The sequence below is a fragment of the Arthrobacter wenxiniae genome, assembly GCF_013376105.1.
GTDB lineage: Bacteria > Actinomycetota > Actinomycetes > Actinomycetales > Micrococcaceae > Specibacter > Specibacter wenxiniae.
This window is the reverse complement of sequence record NZ_JAAMFM010000048.1, coordinates 1-17879: the sequence shown is the minus strand read 5'-3', so window position 1 is coordinate 17879 and position 17879 is coordinate 1. Positions and strand designations below refer to the sequence as shown.

The 17879-nt window shown below is 61.1% G+C and carries 10 protein-coding genes and 1 pseudogene; 6 read left to right on the top strand and 5 right to left on the bottom strand.

The window, feature by feature from the left end; all coding sequences use genetic code 11:
* Positions 1-402: 402 nt before the first annotated feature.
* Together G6034_RS19005 and G6034_RS19000 are read right to left on the bottom strand one after the other, a co-directional pair.
* The gene (locus G6034_RS19005) at positions 403-1770 is read right to left on the bottom strand and encodes an MFS transporter (RefSeq protein ID WP_176636668.1); all 1368 of its coding nucleotides are present in this window, start codon (positions 1768-1770) and stop codon (positions 403-405) included.
* Positions 1771-1898: 128 nt separating this feature from the next.
* The gene (locus G6034_RS19000) at positions 1899-5765 is read right to left on the bottom strand and encodes a hydantoinase B/oxoprolinase family protein (protein ID WP_176636667.1); all 3867 of its coding nucleotides are present in this window, start codon (positions 5763-5765) and stop codon (positions 1899-1901) included.
* A gap of 555 nt (positions 5766-6320) precedes the next feature.
* Between G6034_RS19000 and G6034_RS18995 the strand changes: the two genes are divergently transcribed.
* Together G6034_RS18995 and G6034_RS18990 are read left to right on the top strand one after the other, a co-directional pair.
* Complete coding sequence (locus tag G6034_RS18995) at positions 6321-6599, top strand: hypothetical protein (RefSeq protein ID WP_176636666.1); 279 nt, start codon at positions 6321-6323, stop codon at positions 6597-6599.
* 13 nt (positions 6600-6612) lie between these two features.
* Positions 6613-7425: an IclR family transcriptional regulator gene (locus tag G6034_RS18990; protein WP_176636665.1), complete on the top strand. Its 813-nt coding sequence runs from the start codon at positions 6613-6615 to the stop codon at positions 7423-7425.
* 399 nt (positions 7426-7824) lie between these two features.
* Here G6034_RS18990 and G6034_RS18985 read toward each other — a convergent pair whose 3' ends face one another.
* Together G6034_RS18985 and G6034_RS18980 are read right to left on the bottom strand one after the other, a co-directional pair.
* The gene (locus G6034_RS18985) at positions 7825-8622 is read right to left on the bottom strand and encodes an IclR family transcriptional regulator (RefSeq protein WP_218064081.1); all 798 of its coding nucleotides are present in this window, start codon (positions 8620-8622) and stop codon (positions 7825-7827) included.
* Positions 8623-9206: 584 nt separating this feature from the next.
* Positions 9207-10547 (bottom strand): MFS transporter, encoded by a 1341-nt coding sequence (locus tag G6034_RS18980; RefSeq protein ID WP_176636664.1) that lies wholly within the window; start codon positions 10545-10547, stop codon positions 9207-9209.
* Positions 10548-10651: 104 nt separating this feature from the next.
* On the opposite strand from G6034_RS18980, the gene G6034_RS18975 reads away from it, so the two are divergent.
* From G6034_RS18975 to G6034_RS18960, 4 genes are all read left to right on the top strand, one after another.
* Positions 10652-10921 (top strand): hypothetical protein, encoded by a 270-nt coding sequence (locus G6034_RS18975; RefSeq protein WP_176636663.1) that lies wholly within the window; start codon positions 10652-10654, stop codon positions 10919-10921.
* Between the two features lie 791 nt (positions 10922-11712).
* Positions 11713-12492: an N-carbamoylsarcosine amidohydrolase gene (locus G6034_RS18970; RefSeq protein ID WP_176636662.1), complete on the top strand. Its 780-nt coding sequence runs from the start codon at positions 11713-11715 to the stop codon at positions 12490-12492.
* A 1180-nt stretch (positions 12493-13672) separates the two neighbouring features.
* Positions 13673-15658 carry an ATP-dependent nuclease gene (locus tag G6034_RS18965; protein ID WP_176636661.1) on the top strand — a complete coding sequence of 662 codons (1986 nt, stop codon included), beginning with the start codon at positions 13673-13675 and terminating at the stop codon, positions 15656-15658.
* Entirely contained in the window at positions 15655-17415 is a 1761-nt protein-coding gene (locus tag G6034_RS18960) for a UvrD-helicase domain-containing protein (protein ID WP_176636660.1), read from the top strand. Before G6034_RS18965 ends, G6034_RS18960 begins: the two co-directional genes overlap by 4 nt.
* Positions 17416-17529: 114 nt before the next feature.
* Here G6034_RS18960 and G6034_RS20025 read toward each other — a convergent pair.
* Positions 17530-17787, bottom strand: a pseudogene (locus G6034_RS20025) (transposase); the annotation flags it as partial.
* Positions 17788-17879: the final 92 nt, after the last annotated feature.

The window sequence follows — 17879 nt, the reverse complement described above, 5'->3', positions numbered from 1 at the left end:
GTTTCTCAAGGCGGGCTGTCATTTTGTGCAGTTACCTGCAAGATTCTTTGGATCCGGAAGCACCGTGTCTGTCGGTCTGTCGGTCAGCCGATCGGTTGGTGGACTGTCGAAACTCACTCGTTGGCTTGGGGTTGCGTATCGCTGACGATCGACTGGGGTGTCCCTCGCTGCGCCGAATAAGGACGGTGTCGCCACCAGCCACGTCCACATTTCGGCATGGACACAGACCAACTGACCAGGGTGCAGCCCAAGGGGCGCGCGGGGGCCTGTTGGGGGCGGGGTGTGTCCGCGAATCAGAGTCCAGTGCTTGAAGGGAGTTAATGCCATCCGCCGGGCGAGAACTCTCTGGGTCAGGAGTCCTCGCCCGGCGGATGGTGTTTGTGGTGTGGGAGTTCGTGCTTGTCAGTCCTTGCGGACCTTGCTGGGGTCGACGTTCCGGGCGGCGAAGATGAGTAGGCCGGAGGCGAGGATGGGGATCACACCCCACCAGAGGGTGGCGTTGATCCAGCCGGCTCCGGCAGCGAGGGTGGCGGTGATGAGCAGGCCGCCGATGATTGCCCCAACTTGGCCGGAAGCGTTGATTATGGAGCTGCCGGTGGCGCGGGTGTGGACGGGAAAGCTTTCGCCGGTGAAAAACAGCAGGGCGGAGAAGGGGCCGATGAGGAAGAACAGCCCCGCGCTGTATAGGCCGATGATGAGCGGGAAGTTCCCGTTCGGTGCCTGGAGCATGGTGAAGAAGGAGATGGCACACAGGATCCAACCGATGCCGATCGCGTTGCGGCGCCCGATCCGGTCGCCCAGCCAGCCGTGGAACAGGTAGCCGGCGAAGGCCGTGGCATTGGAAATGACCAGGACAAGCAGCGCGTTATTGAATGCCACGTTCTTGCCATCCGGTGCCGTGAGCAGTGACGTGCCGAGGATTGAGAAGGACAGGACGCCCAGCCAGTTCAGCAGGAAGGCCCCGCCGATGGTCAAGGTGGACCGCAGCGATTCCCCGCGGAAGACCGAGATGAGTGGGCTGGCCTTCTCCGAGACGTCGATCCCGTATTTTTTACCGAGCTGCTGTGCCTCTTCCACTCGACCGTCCTTCATCATCTTGTCGATTTGGTGACGGTGGCCGAACTGGGGGCTCTCTTTGAGCCAGCGTCCGGCGATGATGATGAATACGGCGGGGATGGCGGCCACGGCGAAGCAGAGCGCCCAACCGCCGATGGGGAACAGCAGGTAGACGGACCCGGCAGCCAGTACGGAGCCGACCGGCCAGCCGGACTGGACGAGCGAGTAGATCAGTCCGCGGCGGCGGGCCTTGGCGGGATCGCTGTGGCTGTGGGCGAACATCTCGTTGAGGTAGGCCGCGTTGATGGCCTGTTCGGCGTACCCGAGGCCGGCAAGGGAACGCACGAGCACCAGGAAAACGATCCCCAGGCCGGCGGCGATGCCGACGACCCAGCCGACAGTGGCGGTCAGCAGGGAGGCGACGGCGGCACCGGCCACGGCGATCAGGATGCCCTTGCGGCGGCCAATCCGGTCGACGATGGGGCCGATTGCGAAGGCCACGAGTGCAGTGCCGGCGGTCACCCAGGTATTGATCCCCGTGGACTGGGCCGCCCTCCAGCCGAGGTCTGCGGCTAGCTTCGGCAGCAGGTTGCCGAATAGGACGAAGTCATAGACGGCGAACGTCCAGGCGAAGAAGCAAATCCAGGTGGCCAGTCGGACGTCCTTGGGCCTGACATCAGACTCGACAAATTGAAAGGTTGGGGCAGTGGACATAACGGTTCCTAAGTCACGGGGATGGTTGGGCGATGTGATGAGGATGCGATGGGGACAAAACGAAGGGGCGGCCTCGAGGCCAGAGTCACTCGCTGGCCCCCAGACCGCCCCTCACTGCTGCTCCGGTCTCAGATTGCCGAGCTGAGTTCGGAGACCAAAACCTCGCGGCGTTCGGCGGTTGCCTTCAGGTCGACCGTGAGCTGGCCGTTGACCTCCCTGAGGACCACGCCGTAGTCTCGGGTGGCCGCCTCGGCGGTCGTGAAGCCGTCCAGCACGTCCTCGAGGACCTTCAGCGGGTCCCGCTTGTGCGGGTCACCGAAGCCGCCACCGCTAGGCACGGTGATCTGGAGAGAGTCGCCGGCCAGCAGCTGACGACCGGTGACCTTGGACGGCCAGTGCTCCTCGCCAGCCCGGCCGACGTTCTTCACGAGCGAGCCGTTGAGGCCGTCGTGGCCGCCGAAGGCGCCCCACGGAACATCTGACTCGTGGCGTTCCCCCTCGCAGGTGATCGCGGTGTCGGTCAGGAACGTGTTCTCCCGGACGATGCCGATGCCGCCGCGGAACTCGCCGGCCGCCGCCGGCTCGGAACGCAGTTCATAACGGTCGGTGCGCATCGGGAACCGCCACTCGAGCTCCTCGATCGGGTTGTTGCGGGTGTTGGCGATGAGGTTGTCCACGGAGTCCGGCCCGTCGCTGGTGGCGCGGGCGCCGTAGGAGCCCTCGTTGACCTCGAGGTAGACCCAGTACTCGCCCTGCTTCTGGTCCCATCCGGAGTAAGAGATGAAGTGGATGTGGGCGGAGTTGCCGGCGGTGACGCGCTCGGGGATGACGGGGGCGAGGGCCCGGAGGGCCAGGTCGACGGCGCGCTGTACCTGGGAGAACCGCGAGAAGGTCGCAGCCGGGTACGTAGGGTTGAAAATGGTGCCCTCCGGGGCGATCACCTTCAACGGCTTGAGCATGCCCTCGTTCTGCGGCACAAACACCGGGAAGGCGACCTCGTCCAGGAATATCATGCGGGTGATAAAGGTGAATGCCGAGACCGTCGTGCCCTCAAAGGCGCAGTTGTAGGCGGTGGGTACCTGTTCGGAGGACCCGGTGAGGTCGTAGGTGATCTCGTCGCCCTTTACGATCACCTTCACCGCGATGGGCAGCTTCTTGCCGTAGTTGCGGCCGTCGTCGTCCAGGTAGCCCAGTTCGGGCCCGTACTCGCCGTCCGGAATCTTGGCGATCTCCTGGCGCAGCATCCGCTCGGAGTAGTCGATCCAGCTCTGGCCGGCGTCGCGAACCGCGCCGAAGCCGTAGCGGTCGATGAGAGCGAGGTAGCGGGTCTTGGCCAGCTCGCAGGCGGCGATCATGGCCTGGAAGTCGCCCTCGTTGGAGGTGGGTGTGCGGGTGTTGTTGAGGATGTGCCGAATCAGCGATTCCTGGCGGACGCCCTTCTCCGAGATCTTGACGGCCCGGAAGATGGTGCCTTCGGACTGGATGTCCTGGATGTCCACCATCAGCCCGGAGTATGCGCCACCGTTGTCGATCAGCTGGCCGGAGGCCCCGGCGAAGCCGACGAGTTCCCCGTTGTGGAAAATCGGTTCGATGATCGCCACGTCGGGAGAGTGCGTTGCGCCCAGATACGGATCGTTGTGCAAGATGATGTCACCCTCGTGGATGTCGTCGGCGAGGACGGAGATCACGCCCTTGACGATCTTGGGCATGGAGCCCATGAACATTGGCGTGGAGTCGGACTCGGCCAGCACGTTGCCGTCCTTGTCGAACAACCCTGCGCCGAGGTCCTCGGACTCGCGGATGATTGAGGAATAGGCCATGCGGAACAGCACCGAGGCCATTTCCTTGGCCGCGGAGTTCAGGGCGCCCCCGATGACGCGCATCAGGATCGGGGTGGCCAGCTTCTCGGCACTCTGGGTGACTGCCGGGCAGTCGATGACAAGGTTGCCGGCCAAATCCACCGCTCCGGAGAATCCCGGAGGAATAACTGTCGTGGAGTCGTACTGCTCGATGATCGCCGGACCGGTGAAGGTGATTCCCACGCCCATCCTGTCCCGGTCATAGAAGCTCGTCTCCAACGTGGCCGGCTTGCCATCCTGCTCGAAGGTCACCGGGCGGATTTCCACCAGGGCGTCCTGGAGGGAACCGGATTTCGTCGCTTCCGGCGTGGGCAGGTCATCCATGACAGCGCTGGCGTCAACACGGATGTTGATGACTTCCACCGTGCCGTTCTTGAAGCGGTGGCCGTACTCCTCGAAGTGAGCGTCGTGGAAGGCTGCCTCAGCCTTCTCCAGCCAGGCCTGGTTTACCGGCCCCACGGGGGCAGTGAAGCGGATCTCGTATCCTTGGCCCTCGTAACGGGCGTCGGCGAGCCATTCAAGCTTGCGGCGCTCGGCTGGCACGTCCTCGGCATCGAGCTGGGCGTTGGCGTCGCGCTCCAGCTGTTCGTAGGAGGCCTGGATGGCGGCAGGGTCCGCGCTCGCGAACGTGAACCGGTTGGTCGCGACGAACTCGTACTTCTCGTCGGTCGCCAGCAGGCCCGTCGCAGCCATGATGCCGGGGTGGGCCGGGATCAAGACCTTCGGAACCTCCAGTTCCGCGGCGATCTCGCAGGCGAACAGTGCGCCGGCGCCGCCGGCGGCGACGAGGGTGAAGTCCCGCGGGTCGTAGCCGCGGCGAACGGAGTTCTGCTCGATCGCCTGGGTCATGCCGAACTTCTGGATCTGCAGGGCGCCGAGGGCGGCCTGGTCCACCGACATGTTCAGCTTTTCCGCGAGACCTTCCATCGCCTTACGGGCACCCTCGAGATCCAGATCCATACCCGAGCCTGCCAGGACGCGGTCAGGGCGCATGCGGCCCAGCAGCATCTGGGCGTCGGTCGACGTCGGCTCCGTACCGCCGCGGCCGTAACAGACCGGGCCCGGAACGGCGCCGGCCGACTGGGGACCGACGCGGAAGACCCCGCCGGCGTCTACATATGCGATGGAGCCGCCGCCGGCACCGATGGTGTCGATGTCCACCATGGGAACCATGGCCTGGTGGTCGCCGATCTTGGTGTCCAGCAGGTGACGCATGCGCAGTTCACCCTGGTAAGCCACCCCGATGTCCGCAGAGGTACCACCGATGTCCAGCGTGACAACGTTCTCGAAGCCGGACTGACGACCGGCCCACATGCCGCCGATCAGTCCGCCGACCGGTCCGGACATCATCAGTGTGACGGGCCGCTTGGCAGCCTCCTTGATCGGGACCATACCGCCGGAGGACTGCATCAACAGGATCTCCCGCTTGTAACCGAGGCCTTCGGCCTGCTCCTGCAACCGGTGCAGGTAACGCGAGACCCGGGGTCCGACATAGGCATTGAGCGCCGTGGTGGAAAACCGTTCATACTCCCGGTACAGGGGCACAATCTCGCTGGAGAGGGACAGGTATGCCTGGGGGAATTCCTCGTTGACGATCTCCCCGATCCGCTGCTCGTGGGCGGGGTTCAGGTAGGAATGCAGCAGACATACGGCGATGGCCTCGACTCCGGCCGCCTTCAGCTCGCGAACGCGCTCACGGACCTCGTCCTCGTCCAGGGGAACCAGGACGTCGCCGTTCGGTGCCGTGATGCGCTCCTTGACGGTGAGCCGGTGGCGGCGCTTGATCAGGGGCTTGGTCTGCCACGGCAGATCCTGCTGGAGGGAGAAGTTGTGCGGCTTCTTGTGACGGGCGATGTGCAGGATGTCCCGGAAACCTTCGGTGGTGATCATCCCGACCTCCGCACCGGTGTGCGTCAGGGCAGTGTTCGTGGCGACCGTGGTCCCGTGCACCAGCTGGTCAATCTCCGAAAGCGAGACTCCGGCCTTCTCACAGAGCATCTTGATGCCGTTGATCACGGCTTCGGATGGGTCGTGCGGGGTGGAGGGAACCTTTTCCACAACGGCGATGCGCTGGTCGTCGTCCGAAAAATACAAGTCGGTAAAGGTGCCGCCGACGTCTACTCCGATGCGCTTCATTCTGGGGTCCTTTCGGAAGTTGGGTTCAGGACTATGTTGAAGGGAAGGACGGGACCGCTCGGCCGATCAGCTCTGACCGGGGATTGGAACTCGAGTCCGCTGGGCCGGGGGTCCGGTCCCACAATCCGATGTGTCTTGGCTCACATGGTTGCTTAGTAAGCAATCTAGTTCCCATGGGAGCAACATGCAATACCTAACGGATCTTTTTTGAAACGCCCCTTCTGCATCCACTCCGAATACGACGGGTACGTAAGGGCACGGCCCCCGACCTCTTGTCGGACATTTCATTGGTTCAGACAAAGACCCTCGCCGCTCAACCCTCTGCAGGCGCTGTTGGTGAGTTGCTGGCCTTCGAAAAACCTCCTCCAGGGCGCCCGCGGGCCACGCGGAGGCGGGGAGGAATTTCTGCTAAACCGCCAAAAGGGGGCTGTACATTGCGCAAACAGCAATGACCGTGATGACATAGCAACAATCTAGTTGAGAGGGAATCCCCGGACCCCGTTGTTTGGTCCACCCCATAGACGTTGCCCCTATTGGTAGAAAGGAGTCACGATCATGTCCGAGAACAACCACGAGCAGCTTGAGGCCGAACTCGCGAGCCTGCTGGAGAAGGTCTTCCAGGCCTACACGAAGGAGTACCACAAGCGCGGATTCAAGCGCCGCGTCGGCCGCCCCCGTGGCCTGATCGGAACCTCACCTCGCACCACGGCGCGGTCCTGGATTTTCTGGGCCGCGCTGTGGCGTGCCCGCAGCGGGTGGCGATTCAGCCTCCGGCCAGAGGTCGATGGGGCACACCGTACGATGATTGTTACGGCCGACTGCGCTAGCGCCTGAAGAGGGAGAACTGATGCTGGACCCACAAACCACCACTGACAAACCGCAAGGGGCGGCAGCCTCGCTGCTCAACGGTCTAACGGTCCTCGAAGCCTTCTCCGTCGCCAGGAGATCCCTCCTGGGCGTCACGGAGATCTCCGAGCTCGTCGGCCTGCACAAGAGCACCGTCTCCCGGATGCTCACCGGCCTGGATGAAGCCGGATACGTCCAGCGCGACGACGATACCGGACGGTACCGTCTCGGACTCGGGATGATCGGCCTGGCCGGACCGCTGCTCGCCGAACTCGGCGTCCGCCGTGCCGCCCTACCCCACCTCGAAGAACTCACCGAAGCCACCGCTGAGACGGCCGCGATCGCCGTCTGGAACGGCACCAACGCGATCGTCGTGGAACAGGTAGCCAGCCCACACCAGGTCAAGCACAGCGCGGCGATCGGCACCCGGTACAACAAGTTCGCAAGCTCCTCGGTCCGCGTGTTCCTAGCCGAACTGCCACCGGAGGAGACCGACCGCCTTCTGGCCGGCCGGATTGTGCTGCAAGAGGGATACCGAGGGCTCGAGGACCCTGCCCACCAACGACTGGCCGACGTACGGGACCACGGCTTCGCCGTCAACGACGGCGAGACTACTTACGAGGAATACGGTATCTCCGCACCTGTTCGGGACTACCGGGGCGCCGTCGTCGGCTGCATCACAGCCAGCGCGCCCCGCTCCCGAGTGCAGCACCAACGGAGTCAGTCCATCCTGCGCGACGCCGTGCTACAGGCCGCCGAACGCGTGTCGGCACGGCTGGGCAGCCGGCCGGGGGAAGCAACGCCAGTGCACTGACTGCCACTACGGCTCCCCCGGGGAAGCAACCGCCACCATTACCTCCAGCAGCCAAGGCGAGGCGAAGGCCGCGACTGAAGCCCGGGCAACATCCGGCTGGTCTGCGAGCCGCTTTCCTCGGCGGTCCGCCAGCCCATGACCGACACCAGATCGATCGTCATGGCCAATGCCTCACCGGAACCGAAGACGCGGCGATGCTGGCTCCGCCAGACCGCCCTTCTCGGGAACTGCGCCGTTCCTGGAACCTGATAGTTCCAGCAGGGCTCGGCTGGCAAAAATGGTCGACGATTCGCCTGCAAAGCGTTGGCTGAACCGGCCTCGAAGCGAAGTTCCGTACGCTTGACCCGGTCGGATTCGTTGTCGAAACGGGGACTGCCAGGTTTGATTCCTTCCCAGGGCTCAGATCGCGGCCGACCAGCCCAAGCGAATGGATATTTTCGTGGCAGAATTTTGTACGGCTTGAACCAGAGTCTCCCTTGAGGCCTGTTTGAGCACGCGGGAACGCGGGGCCGATGCAGTAATGCACCCAACCACCTTGCCTCGGTAATCCCGGACCGGAGCGGAGACCCCAAACTCCTCTTCGGCAGTCGAACCGTCATTGACGGCGTATGCCAGACGTGCAACGTCCTGCAGGTGGGCCGTGTGGTCCAACGGCAACCCGTCTTCGGCCGTGCGTAGTATCCGCCCGGATTCGATCAGTCCGGTCGCCAGGGCCGGGGCCAGCTCCGCCAGGAAGACCCGCACCGAGGAACTCTCGAATTTGTTGTACCGGGTTCCGATGGCGGCAGTGTGCTTGACCTGATACGGGCTGGCAACCTGCTCCACGACTATGGCCTCATGGCCATTCCAGACCGAGATTGCGCTGGTCTCTTTCGTGCTTTCGGTCAACTGCTCCAAATACGGAACTGCAGCACGGCGGACATCCAGGTCTGCCAGTAAAGGGCCGGACAGCGCGATGAGGCCCAGTCCGAGCTTATAGCGGCCCGTCTCTTCATCCCTCTGGACATATCCAGCTTCAGTTAGACCGCCAAGAATGCGTGACACAGTGCTCTTGTGGAGGCCCACCAGCTGAGCAACCTCAGTCACACCAAGAACGGGCTTTTGAACAGAAAAGGCTTCCAATACAGCAAGACCGTTGAGCAGCGAGGCCGCAGCTCCCTGGACCTGCCCCTCGTCCTGCCTCGGCCTGCCCGCCATCTGCATCCTTTCGCGCTGCCTAACCAATCCCGCCACTCTTTGGTCATCATATGCCGCAGTCCGGGCGAAGACACGGAAGATTCCTGCGCGACGGCAACACAGCCCTGCCATCTCCCTGGCGCACCCTTCCCTGGCGGAGTCCTTCCGCATTCGGCTCCCGGCCACGGCAGCGTGTGCAATCAACTCTGGAAGACGACATGTTCCCTCTTGCCTGAGTCCGAATGGCTCAGAATGACGCCAAATAGCGCTGTGATTCACAGCAGATGTCATTTTCAGAAGTCGAGTGCACAGAATGTCCGAAGTCGTCTGCACAACTCTCGCAAGCTCCGACTTACCGCGCTGAATTGTCCCGTCAATTCTGAAGAACGCTGTCCACAGATAGGGCTCAGTATTCCCCAACCCGCCCCTTGTTCGTGACCATGAAGGGCTTGAAGCGTGACCCCCAAATTCGGTGTGAGACGTATTGCCGTAGTCCTTATTGCCGACGGGCAGCTTGGTGGGCCTGTAGCCAGCCTTCACGGATCAAGAGAATCGCAACTCCGTTCACTTGAGTATTCCACGCCGTTGCTGGTGGCCACCGTGCCCTAGTGTGTTCGGGCCCTGGCCGTTTTTGCGGCCTTGGGTGTTAAGGGCCCTTCGGACAGGGAGCGCTTGGATGTCTCCGGGATCAGGTACGTTGCGATGAGTGCTCCGGCGGCAATGACGGTCAGGTACAGGGCGGGGGCTAGTTTGTTGCCGGTGGTGGCGATCAGGAACGTCGCTACGAACGGCGCCGTGCCGCCGAAGACGGCGTAACTGACGTTGTAGGTGATCGCGGAGGCGGTGTAGCGCACCGCGGTCGGGAAGACCTCGGAGAGCAGGACTGCGGTGACGACGTTCGCTGCCACTGCACCTGTGGCGAGCAGGATCTGGCCGAGGAAGGCATTGGCCAGCCCGCCCTGGCTGGCCAGCAGGTAGGCGGGCACCGCGAGGGCGCCCAGCAGTATGGACGACGCCGTCATCATGGCCTTGCGGCCCACCCTGTCGCACACCCGGCCCAGCACTGGGGACAGGCCAGCGGCAAAGGCCAGGGCGGCCACATTTGTCATGAGGACTTGGTCCGCTGGCAGCAGGACCACCTCGCGCAGGAACGTGGTCATGTACGTGGAAAACGTGTAGAAGGACAGGGCGGTGAGGCTGATGTAGCCGCCCAGTGTCAACATGGGGCGCCACTGCTGGCGCAGGGTGGTTCCGAGGCGGGCGTGGGTGGTCTTGGACTCGTCCGCGATTTCGGCAAACAGCGGGCTTTCCTGGAGCCGGCGCCGGATGTAGAAGGCCACCAGGCCCATGGGTCCTGCCACCAGGAAGGGGATTCGCCAGCCCCATCCGTTCATGGCCTCGGTGGAGAGGTTTGCGGTGAGCAGGTAGCACAGCAGGGCGGCCACGGCGAAGGAGCCAAATGTCGCGGCGGGCATCCAGCTGCTGTACCGGGAGCGTTGTGTGGGCGGTGCGTGTTCGATTACATAGGTGACGGCACCGGCATATTCCCCACCGGCAGAGAATCCCTGAAGGCTTCGGGCCAGCGTCAGCAACACGGCGGCCCACACGCCAATGGTTGCATAGCCGGGGAGAATACCCATGGCCACCGTGGCGCCGGACATGAGCATAACCGTCAGGGCCAACACGCGTTTGCGGCCGATCCGGTCGCCGAGCATCCCGAAGAATGCTCCTCCCACCGGGCGCAGGGCAAAGGCGACGGCGAATACCGCGAAAGTTTGCAACAGCCCAACGATGTGGTTTTCGCCAGGGAAAAATACCTTGGCGATGATGGGGGCGAGGAAACCGTAGATGGCAAAGTCAAACCATTCCACGACCGTGCCGGCCGCTGCCGCGATGGTGACCTTGCGGAGCGTGGCGGGACTGGACGGGACAGGCGATGAGGTCATTGCAGATTGCATTGTTTCTCCCGGAGTGGGGTGCCCGAAAGGCACGTGCGTTGTGTTTCAACGTTCTCTTCCCGGGAGAATGCATATCGGCCGGGTGAGGAAGTGTGGAGCTGGTGCCGACGGTGGTGCCGGCACCCGCGTGGCGTGGTGCGGATGTGTGCAGGTTCTACGGGGTACTGGTCTCGTCGAACTTGCGTACGTGGTTCAGGTACTCGGTGATATTCAAGAGTGATCCAACGACATTGAACGTGGAGTTGATGTCCAAGGAGTTCCAGACGACGGTACCCGTCTCCGACGGCCTCGCGGCGCTTCAAGTCCAGTTCGTTCAGCTCGGCGTTGAGGCCCTGACTCATGTCTTAACTCCTTGGAAGTGACGCGGACCCCGGAAGACTCCTGTAAAAGTCCAAGCTCAAGTGTGATGCAGATCTCCTTTGTGTCTCTAGGAGATAAATGTAGTTGCTTTCTCAGCAACAAACAAGAAGTTCCCTTCAAGACTATTTCCCGCCCTGCGACTGGTGCTGATGCACCATGCGCGACTCAGTGAGTGTCCCCAACAGCATTCAGTCGGCTAAAATGGGCGCGTCGTTCCAGGAGAATCTTTTCGTGGTCCACGTCAGCCCGCCGGCAAGCGCTCCGGTGATGCGCTTGTCGACACCGATACCCCCCGGGCAGCCCGACCATGCGGATGATTGAGCTACCTGGTGCATGCCCGGGCGACACGCGGGTCCGTCATCAACGGCGCCGGCCAAGTGGCGACCACCATTGGCGGCTCGCCGATCGCCATGGCGCTGACGGGTGGCCAATCCTGGAACCAGTCGGCCTTCTGCTGGGGCCGTCTACCAACTTTGCTGCCGGGTTGCTGATCATGGCGGGGCGGAACGTCGCCCGAAGGCTGTTCGCTCCGACCGACACTCCCTCCCCCGGGCAGGCAGTACTGTTCTCGCTCGGATTGTGACCAGCCGTGGCGCTGCGGCCGCAAAGCGGCCCTTACCAGGCCGCCGGAGTGACGCACTCGTCGATGCTCGCACCCCACCGAACAGTTGGTCCGATGGAAACTCAGATTCTGCGCATCTCTGGTGCTGGGCCGATACGTGCGCTACAGTATCAACTACAGCAACCCAGTTGCTATGCTAGAAACACCATAGCCGAGAGAGTGGAGAGAACCATGACTGAAATGACAGAGACGTTCAACGACATCGAAGCCCGTCTTGCAGCAGTGCTGGAAGAAGCGTTCGAAGCCGGAACCAGCATCTACAATGAGCGCGGTTTCAAGCGTCGGATCGGCTACGGCAACCGCCCCGCCGTCATCCACATCGACCTCGCGAATGCTTGGACCCGTCCGGGCCACCCCTTCAGCTGCCCGGGCATGGAGACGATCATCCCGAACGTGCAGCGGATCAACGAGGCCGCGCGCGCCAAGGGGGTCCCGGTCTTCTACACCACGAACGTGTATCGCAACCGCGACGCCACCTCCGGGACGAACGACATGGGCCTGTGGTACTCGAAGATCCCCACGGAGACGCTTCCGGCGGATTCCTACTGGGCGCAGATCGATGACCGCATCGCGCCCGCAGAAGGCGAGGTCGTGATCCAGAAGAACCGCGCCTCGGCGTTCCCAGGGACAAACCTCGAACTTTTCCTGACCTCCAACCGCATCGACACCCTGATTGTGACCGGCGCGACCGCGGCCGGGTGCGTGCGCCACACCGTCGAGGACGCGATCGCGAAGGGCTTCCGCCCGATCATCCCCAGGGAGACCATCGGCGACCGTGTCCCGGGCGTCGTGCAGTGGAACCTCTACGACATCGACAACAAATTCGGTGACGTGGAGTCCACGGATTCGGTGGTGGAGTATCTGAACGCCCTCCCCCAGTTCGAGGACACCGTCCCGAAGACCCTCTCGGATCCCCAGCCCGAAGTGGAGGCACCCGCGGATCCTTCCTAAGCCGCACCGCACTCTCGGAGCCCCGCAGCCCGGGATCCCCAGACCGACCCGACAACAGTCCGGCACCCCTCAGCGGGTGCCGGACTGTTGCACATCTGCAAGGACAGGAAAGTCCCGCGTATCCGAATAAGGAGCCCGGCAGACGACGCCATCGGCGCCAGAGGGCCTCGCTCGAGCATCTTGCAAAACCGAAGTAGGCCTCCGATTCCCGTAAGACCAGCCCGCAAAATTGCCCGATGAAGGCGCGTGCCCCAACGGCGACACCACTGGCGCCTCACAACTCTAGGGAAACGGGCCATCTCGTCGGCTCGATACCCGGTATGGTCGCGAGAACCGCACGATTTTTCCTGAAAGGACCAACCCAATACGGCAGGGGATCAATTTAATGTGTTTTTAATGAGCACGCCCAGAATGGCATATCCCGGGGCCACTCCCCCTCAGCAACGCCGCAGGTCAGCGGCACCACCCCCACCCAATGGCTCATTCGAACCGACGACCGTTGCGTTCGACATGTAAGGCCCTTAAGTGTGCAGTGGCGGGGTGGAAAGCCACCCCGCCACTGTCCAAAAAACCGCGTAAATCCGGTCTTTTTGGCACTGCTAAGCCCGAGGGTCCCAGTTCGATTCGGGCCGACGACCGCCGCATTCCAAGGCGCCCATCCCCCTGAAGGACGCCCTCCCACTGCCCAAAATCCCCGCAATTCCGGGAATTTTGAGCACTGCCGACGACCATTGACCACTGATGGGCCTCCTATGGGATTCGAACCCATGACCCCCCCTTGACCAACAAGCGGCCATTTTGAGTTGCATATAGACCATTTTGGCCTGTTCCTGTATGAGGTTATTGCAACAACGAGTGATACTAAACACTCTCCACTTTGCACTGATAAGGATGAGTTTTGTATGACGTGGTGGGAATTCCCGACCGACGGCCAAGCGGCCTCGAATACAGCCGATCAGCCATCAACGCTGTCGCTTCTCATTTTACTCTCGATCCATCCGAGCTGCCGCAATCCATGTACCTGAAATGGGACCCATTGAGGACCCAACGAATCATTTGCGAGCTCAAAGATCTAGTTGCTCCGCAAAGTGGGGCTAAGGAAGCGGTGACACGACATCAGTGGCAAAATTGAGCTACCTTCGGCTTCGCTGAAGTAGTCTCAAGTGCAATCGGGGGAATCATGTGGCTGTCACAACTCAACCTTTCTAACTACCGAGCCTGCGGGGATACGTCCCTACATCTCGATCCAAACTTGACGGTGCTGGTTGGGGAGAACGCAGCAGGCAAGAGCGCCTTGGTAGACGGGCTTCGGCTGGCTACCTATCCCGCATCTGGGCGATCCACTCTGTGGTTCGACCGAGAGCGTGACGTTCATCGCGCTGCGTCCGAAGGCGCAGAAGTATCAGTGAAGCTAACCTTCACGGGTCTTTCCGAGGCTGAGCAGGCGATTTATATGGCGCACCTAGTGGACGGTGATGACAAGCTTGTTTTCGGGACCGCATGGGCAACAGCGGCAGACATTCCTCGACGGAACGTTCAATCGATTTCCATCGGTGACGCCAGCGTTGACGATCCAGAACCTTCGACCCGGCGGCGCATAGCTCACGTCTATTTACCTCCTCTACGCGATGCTGTCAAAGATCTTGACAGCGGCGACGGAGCTCAGCTCTATGAGGTCCTAAAGGTGCTTCTCGACAAGGACGAGGAAGGCGAAGAGAAGTTCCTGACCTTCGCGAACGAGGCGCTGTCGGCTATTGCGGACCATGAACTGCCGAAGGCGGCATCGGCAACTATTCAAGCCCAGATGGGCGATGCGACTCCGCCATCCCGCGCTCACACCGTGGGAATAGCGTCCCGGCAGCAAGAATTGCGTCGATTGTCTCGGCTGCTTCGTATACAACTGGCCGAGGATGGCCTCCAGCTTGGTGGCATCGAACAAGTCGGTCTAGGTTATGCGAACCTGCTGTATATCTCGATGATCGTCCTCCAGCTTTCACGAGCATCTGAGTACGACCTGACGTTACTTCTGGTCGAAGAGCCTGAGGCACATTTACACCCTCAACTGCAGACAGTCCTTCTGGACTACCTCATGAACCGTGCCCGCGAAAGTGGTATGCCCTTAGCTAAACTAAGGCCTGCAGGAAAGATTCAAGTGATCGTAACGACGCACTCACCAGTCTTAGCCAGCTCCGTCAGTGTCAGCAACCTCGGAGTGGTGACCCGACACGCCCTTGGCGTATCGACTTCACCATTGCGGGTGCAGCAGCCAGTTGTCGACCTCCGTGAAAGCGATGAATTGCGATCACAGGAACAGGCAGACAAACAAGCGTTGTTCGGTAATGAGCCTGTAAAAGTAGCGGGTATGTGGACGACCCGAGTGACTTCGATTGGGCGCATCGGCCTTTCCGAACCTGATGTTCGTAAGATTGACCGGTACCTCCACACCACGCGTGCTGCACTACTCTTTGCCCGCCACGTTGTTCTAGTCGAAGGCATCGCCGAAAGTGTCCTCATGCCCGTCTTCGCGAGCATCGTCTACGCACAGACGCCTCCTGCTGAAGCGGAAACTCCAGCAGAGCGAAAACTCCGAGAAGACCGCAATGAGCACAACCGCACATCGCTTCGACAGTTCAAATCGGCGTCAATTGTCGCCGTCGACGGAGTCGACTTCCTACCGTACTTGAAGCTCCTCCTGAACGGAGAAACCCATCGGTTAGATCGTCTTGCCGTAATCACTGATTCCGATGGTGGAGCTGGAGAGGGACGCCGGGACACTTACCGAGAAGCCTTCTCCGATTCCGTCAATCTCAAGCAATTGGAGGTGTTTGTCGGTACAAGGACACTGGAAGCTGATCTCTTCGCCCAGAAAGATAACGAGGCTATTCTTCGCACAGCGTTTCTGGAGCTGCACAAGTTGTCCGAGACCAGCTGGAACGCTGTGTCAGTGGCTGCGAAGGACATGCCACCGGCAGGGCGTGCAGATCTGTTTGGGGACGCAATCAAGACAACCAGCAAAGCCGATGGTAAATTGTGTCTCAATATCGGCAAAGGCGACTTTGCCCAAGTCGTGGCAGAAGGCGCACTTTTAGCAAATGAAGCGGGAACCAAGCCACTGACTGTCCCGTCCTACATCGTGGACGCAATCCGGTTCGTGGCGGAACAATGAGCGACGAATATCTCAGCACGCAGCAGCTGAGGACGTTGGCTCCGGCAGTTCGGTTGATCGAGGCGGGCCCGGGATCGGGGAAGACCAGGGCCGTGGTCGAGCGATACCGGCAAGTAGCCTCCGAGCCTGGCCAGTTTGCCTCATTGGTTTCGTTCACCAACAGTGCTGTCGATGAAGTACGCAAGCGCTGTGCGACTCAGCCACAACTACTCCAACCCCCAAACTTCGTCGGAACCTTTGATTCGTTCTTTCACCGATTTATCACCACGCCGTCATTCGTGCGCGCAAGAGGAAAACAACCTCGTTATGTGGCTTCATGGGACGATCTACCAGATCACTGGTCGCGGTTGAGGCCACCGGCAGGTGGAACAGGCCTTCCCCTAGCCGCGTTCGAACCGACTCCAGATGGGCGGTTCCAAATTGTTGATAAACGCTTGTCTCGGTCGGATCGCGCCATGTGGACCAATCTCCCTGCATTTACTCAAAAGAAGCTCACAGCTGAGGCCGCCACTCGCCACGGAATCTTGACTACTGCCGGAATCATGAGCGCCGACACTGCACGCAACTACGCGCTACGGATCCTTCACACCGCTGAAGAAACTCGAATCTTGGAACGCCTACGCCGCCGGTTCTCCGAGCTCATCGTTGACGAGTTCCAAGACTGCAACGAGACGGATATTCAACTCCTAAAACTTCTGCAAGACCATGGACTTGCCGTCGTGGCTGTCGCTGATCCAGATCAAGCTATCTATCAGTTCCGCCAAGCGGGAGCAGATGACGTCTACCAAAAATTCCGAGCCACTGTACCTGACGCTGCTATTGCACCCCTCAATGAATGTCACCGGTCCACGCAGGCAATCTGCGATGTAGTAACGAGTTTGCGAAGCATCTCACCCGAGCCTGTCGTCGCGTCTCACTCGGCACCGACTGGTTCACCCCACGTTTACATTCTTAAAGGCAAACGAAACGACATCATGGCCAAGGCGAATACTGTCCTTCTGGGAAACGGAATCAGCCCCCAAGATTCCCGAGTACTCGCCCATGGGACCACCGAAGCAAGACGTCTACTTCATCACCAACCGGCGCTCACAGGAAACTCCTCCGCCCGACGGGTCCTGCACGCAATACTCGAACTTCGCGGACGAGGAACTGCCGCTCAGCGCCTATCGGCGCTTGAAACCCTTAGCCGAATTTTCCTATCAGCGGTCGAGCAACCGGGCGTATCCCAGGCATCAACCATGGACGAGACACTAGCGAGCCTCGGGATCGAACCTGCATCGCTTCGAGTCCTTTCAAAACGACTTGTGGCGGCAAGTGAGCAGTGGCAAAACCCTGACGACTATGCAACCTCTTTGTCAGCCGTCATCACTGTGGGCTTTGCCGAGTTCGGACTCATCCCGAAATCGCAATTAAAAAGGGTCTTCCCTAAACCAAGAGCCGAACTGTGGACCCCTTGGATAAATCAAGTTGATGGTCTCTTCACAGAAACTTCCTTGGGTTGGCAATGGTCAAATATCCACCAAGTCAAGGGCGGCGAATTTGACGCCATCCTAATAGCACTCCCATCAAAGGCACACAGGAACAACTCACATGCACTCGACGATTGGGAACGCAACACCAACTCAGAGCAGCGACGCGTTCTTTATGTCGGCGCCAGCCGCGCGCAGCGGCTGCTGATGTTCTGGCCGGAAGGGCAGCGCTACGCACAGCTATTACGGATTCTGAACCGAGATGGTATCCCCTACGTGGTCGCTTGATCCGCTTTCAGTACTGCTGCAACGCAACGTAAATTGGCTTGTATCTCTGAAGTACCCCCTGTTGAGGTGGGTGGCTGTCGGTCTACGGTAGCCGCGGGGAGGGGTTTGGGTGGTGTCGTCCTTGACGACCGCCTCGTCAAGGATTCGCTGCCAAGTCCCGTCCAGGGTCCACTTCCGGAGCCGCTCGTGCGCGGTCTTCCACGGCCCGTACCGTTCGGGCAAGTCCCGCCAAGGCGCACCGGTACGCAGCTTGAAGAGGATCGCATTGACCACCTGCCGGTGATCCCGCCACTCTCCGCCCCGCCCGGAGGCCGGCAGCAGCGGCTCGATCCGCGCCCACGCCTTGTTTGTCAGTCCTCCTCGTCCAACCACCCAACAGGTTTAACACACCCGGCCCGATGATTCACAGGACAGCCCCTAGTCAATTCGGCCTAATCGTGAGACTTCGCGCGCCTGTACGGTTC

What these genes read in the sequence shown, in the direction of transcription:
- G6034_RS18965 (WP_176636661.1), top strand. Translation starts at nt 13,673, where the DNA reads ATGTGGCTGTCACAACTCAACCTTTCTAACTACCGAGCCTGCGGGGAT.
- G6034_RS19005 (WP_176636668.1), bottom strand. Translation starts at nt 1,770, where the DNA reads ATGTCCACTGCCCCAACCTTTCAATTTGTCGAGTCTGATGTCAGGCCC.
- G6034_RS18960 (WP_176636660.1), top strand. Translation starts at nt 15,655, where the DNA reads ATGAGCGACGAATATCTCAGCACGCAGCAGCTGAGGACGTTGGCTCCG.
- G6034_RS18985 (WP_218064081.1), bottom strand. Translation starts at nt 8,622, where the DNA reads ATGGCGGGCAGGCCGAGGCAGGACGAGGGGCAGGTCCAGGGAGCTGCG.
- G6034_RS18970 (WP_176636662.1), top strand. Translation starts at nt 11,713, where the DNA reads ATGACTGAAATGACAGAGACGTTCAACGACATCGAAGCCCGTCTTGCA.
- G6034_RS18990 (WP_176636665.1), top strand. Translation starts at nt 6,613, where the DNA reads ATGCTGGACCCACAAACCACCACTGACAAACCGCAAGGGGCGGCAGCC.
- G6034_RS18995 (WP_176636666.1), top strand. Translation starts at nt 6,321, where the DNA reads ATGTCCGAGAACAACCACGAGCAGCTTGAGGCCGAACTCGCGAGCCTG.
- G6034_RS19000 (WP_176636667.1), bottom strand. Translation starts at nt 5,765, where the DNA reads ATGAAGCGCATCGGAGTAGACGTCGGCGGCACCTTTACCGACTTGTAT.
- G6034_RS18980 (WP_176636664.1), bottom strand. Translation starts at nt 10,547, where the DNA reads ATGACCTCATCGCCTGTCCCGTCCAGTCCCGCCACGCTCCGCAAGGTC.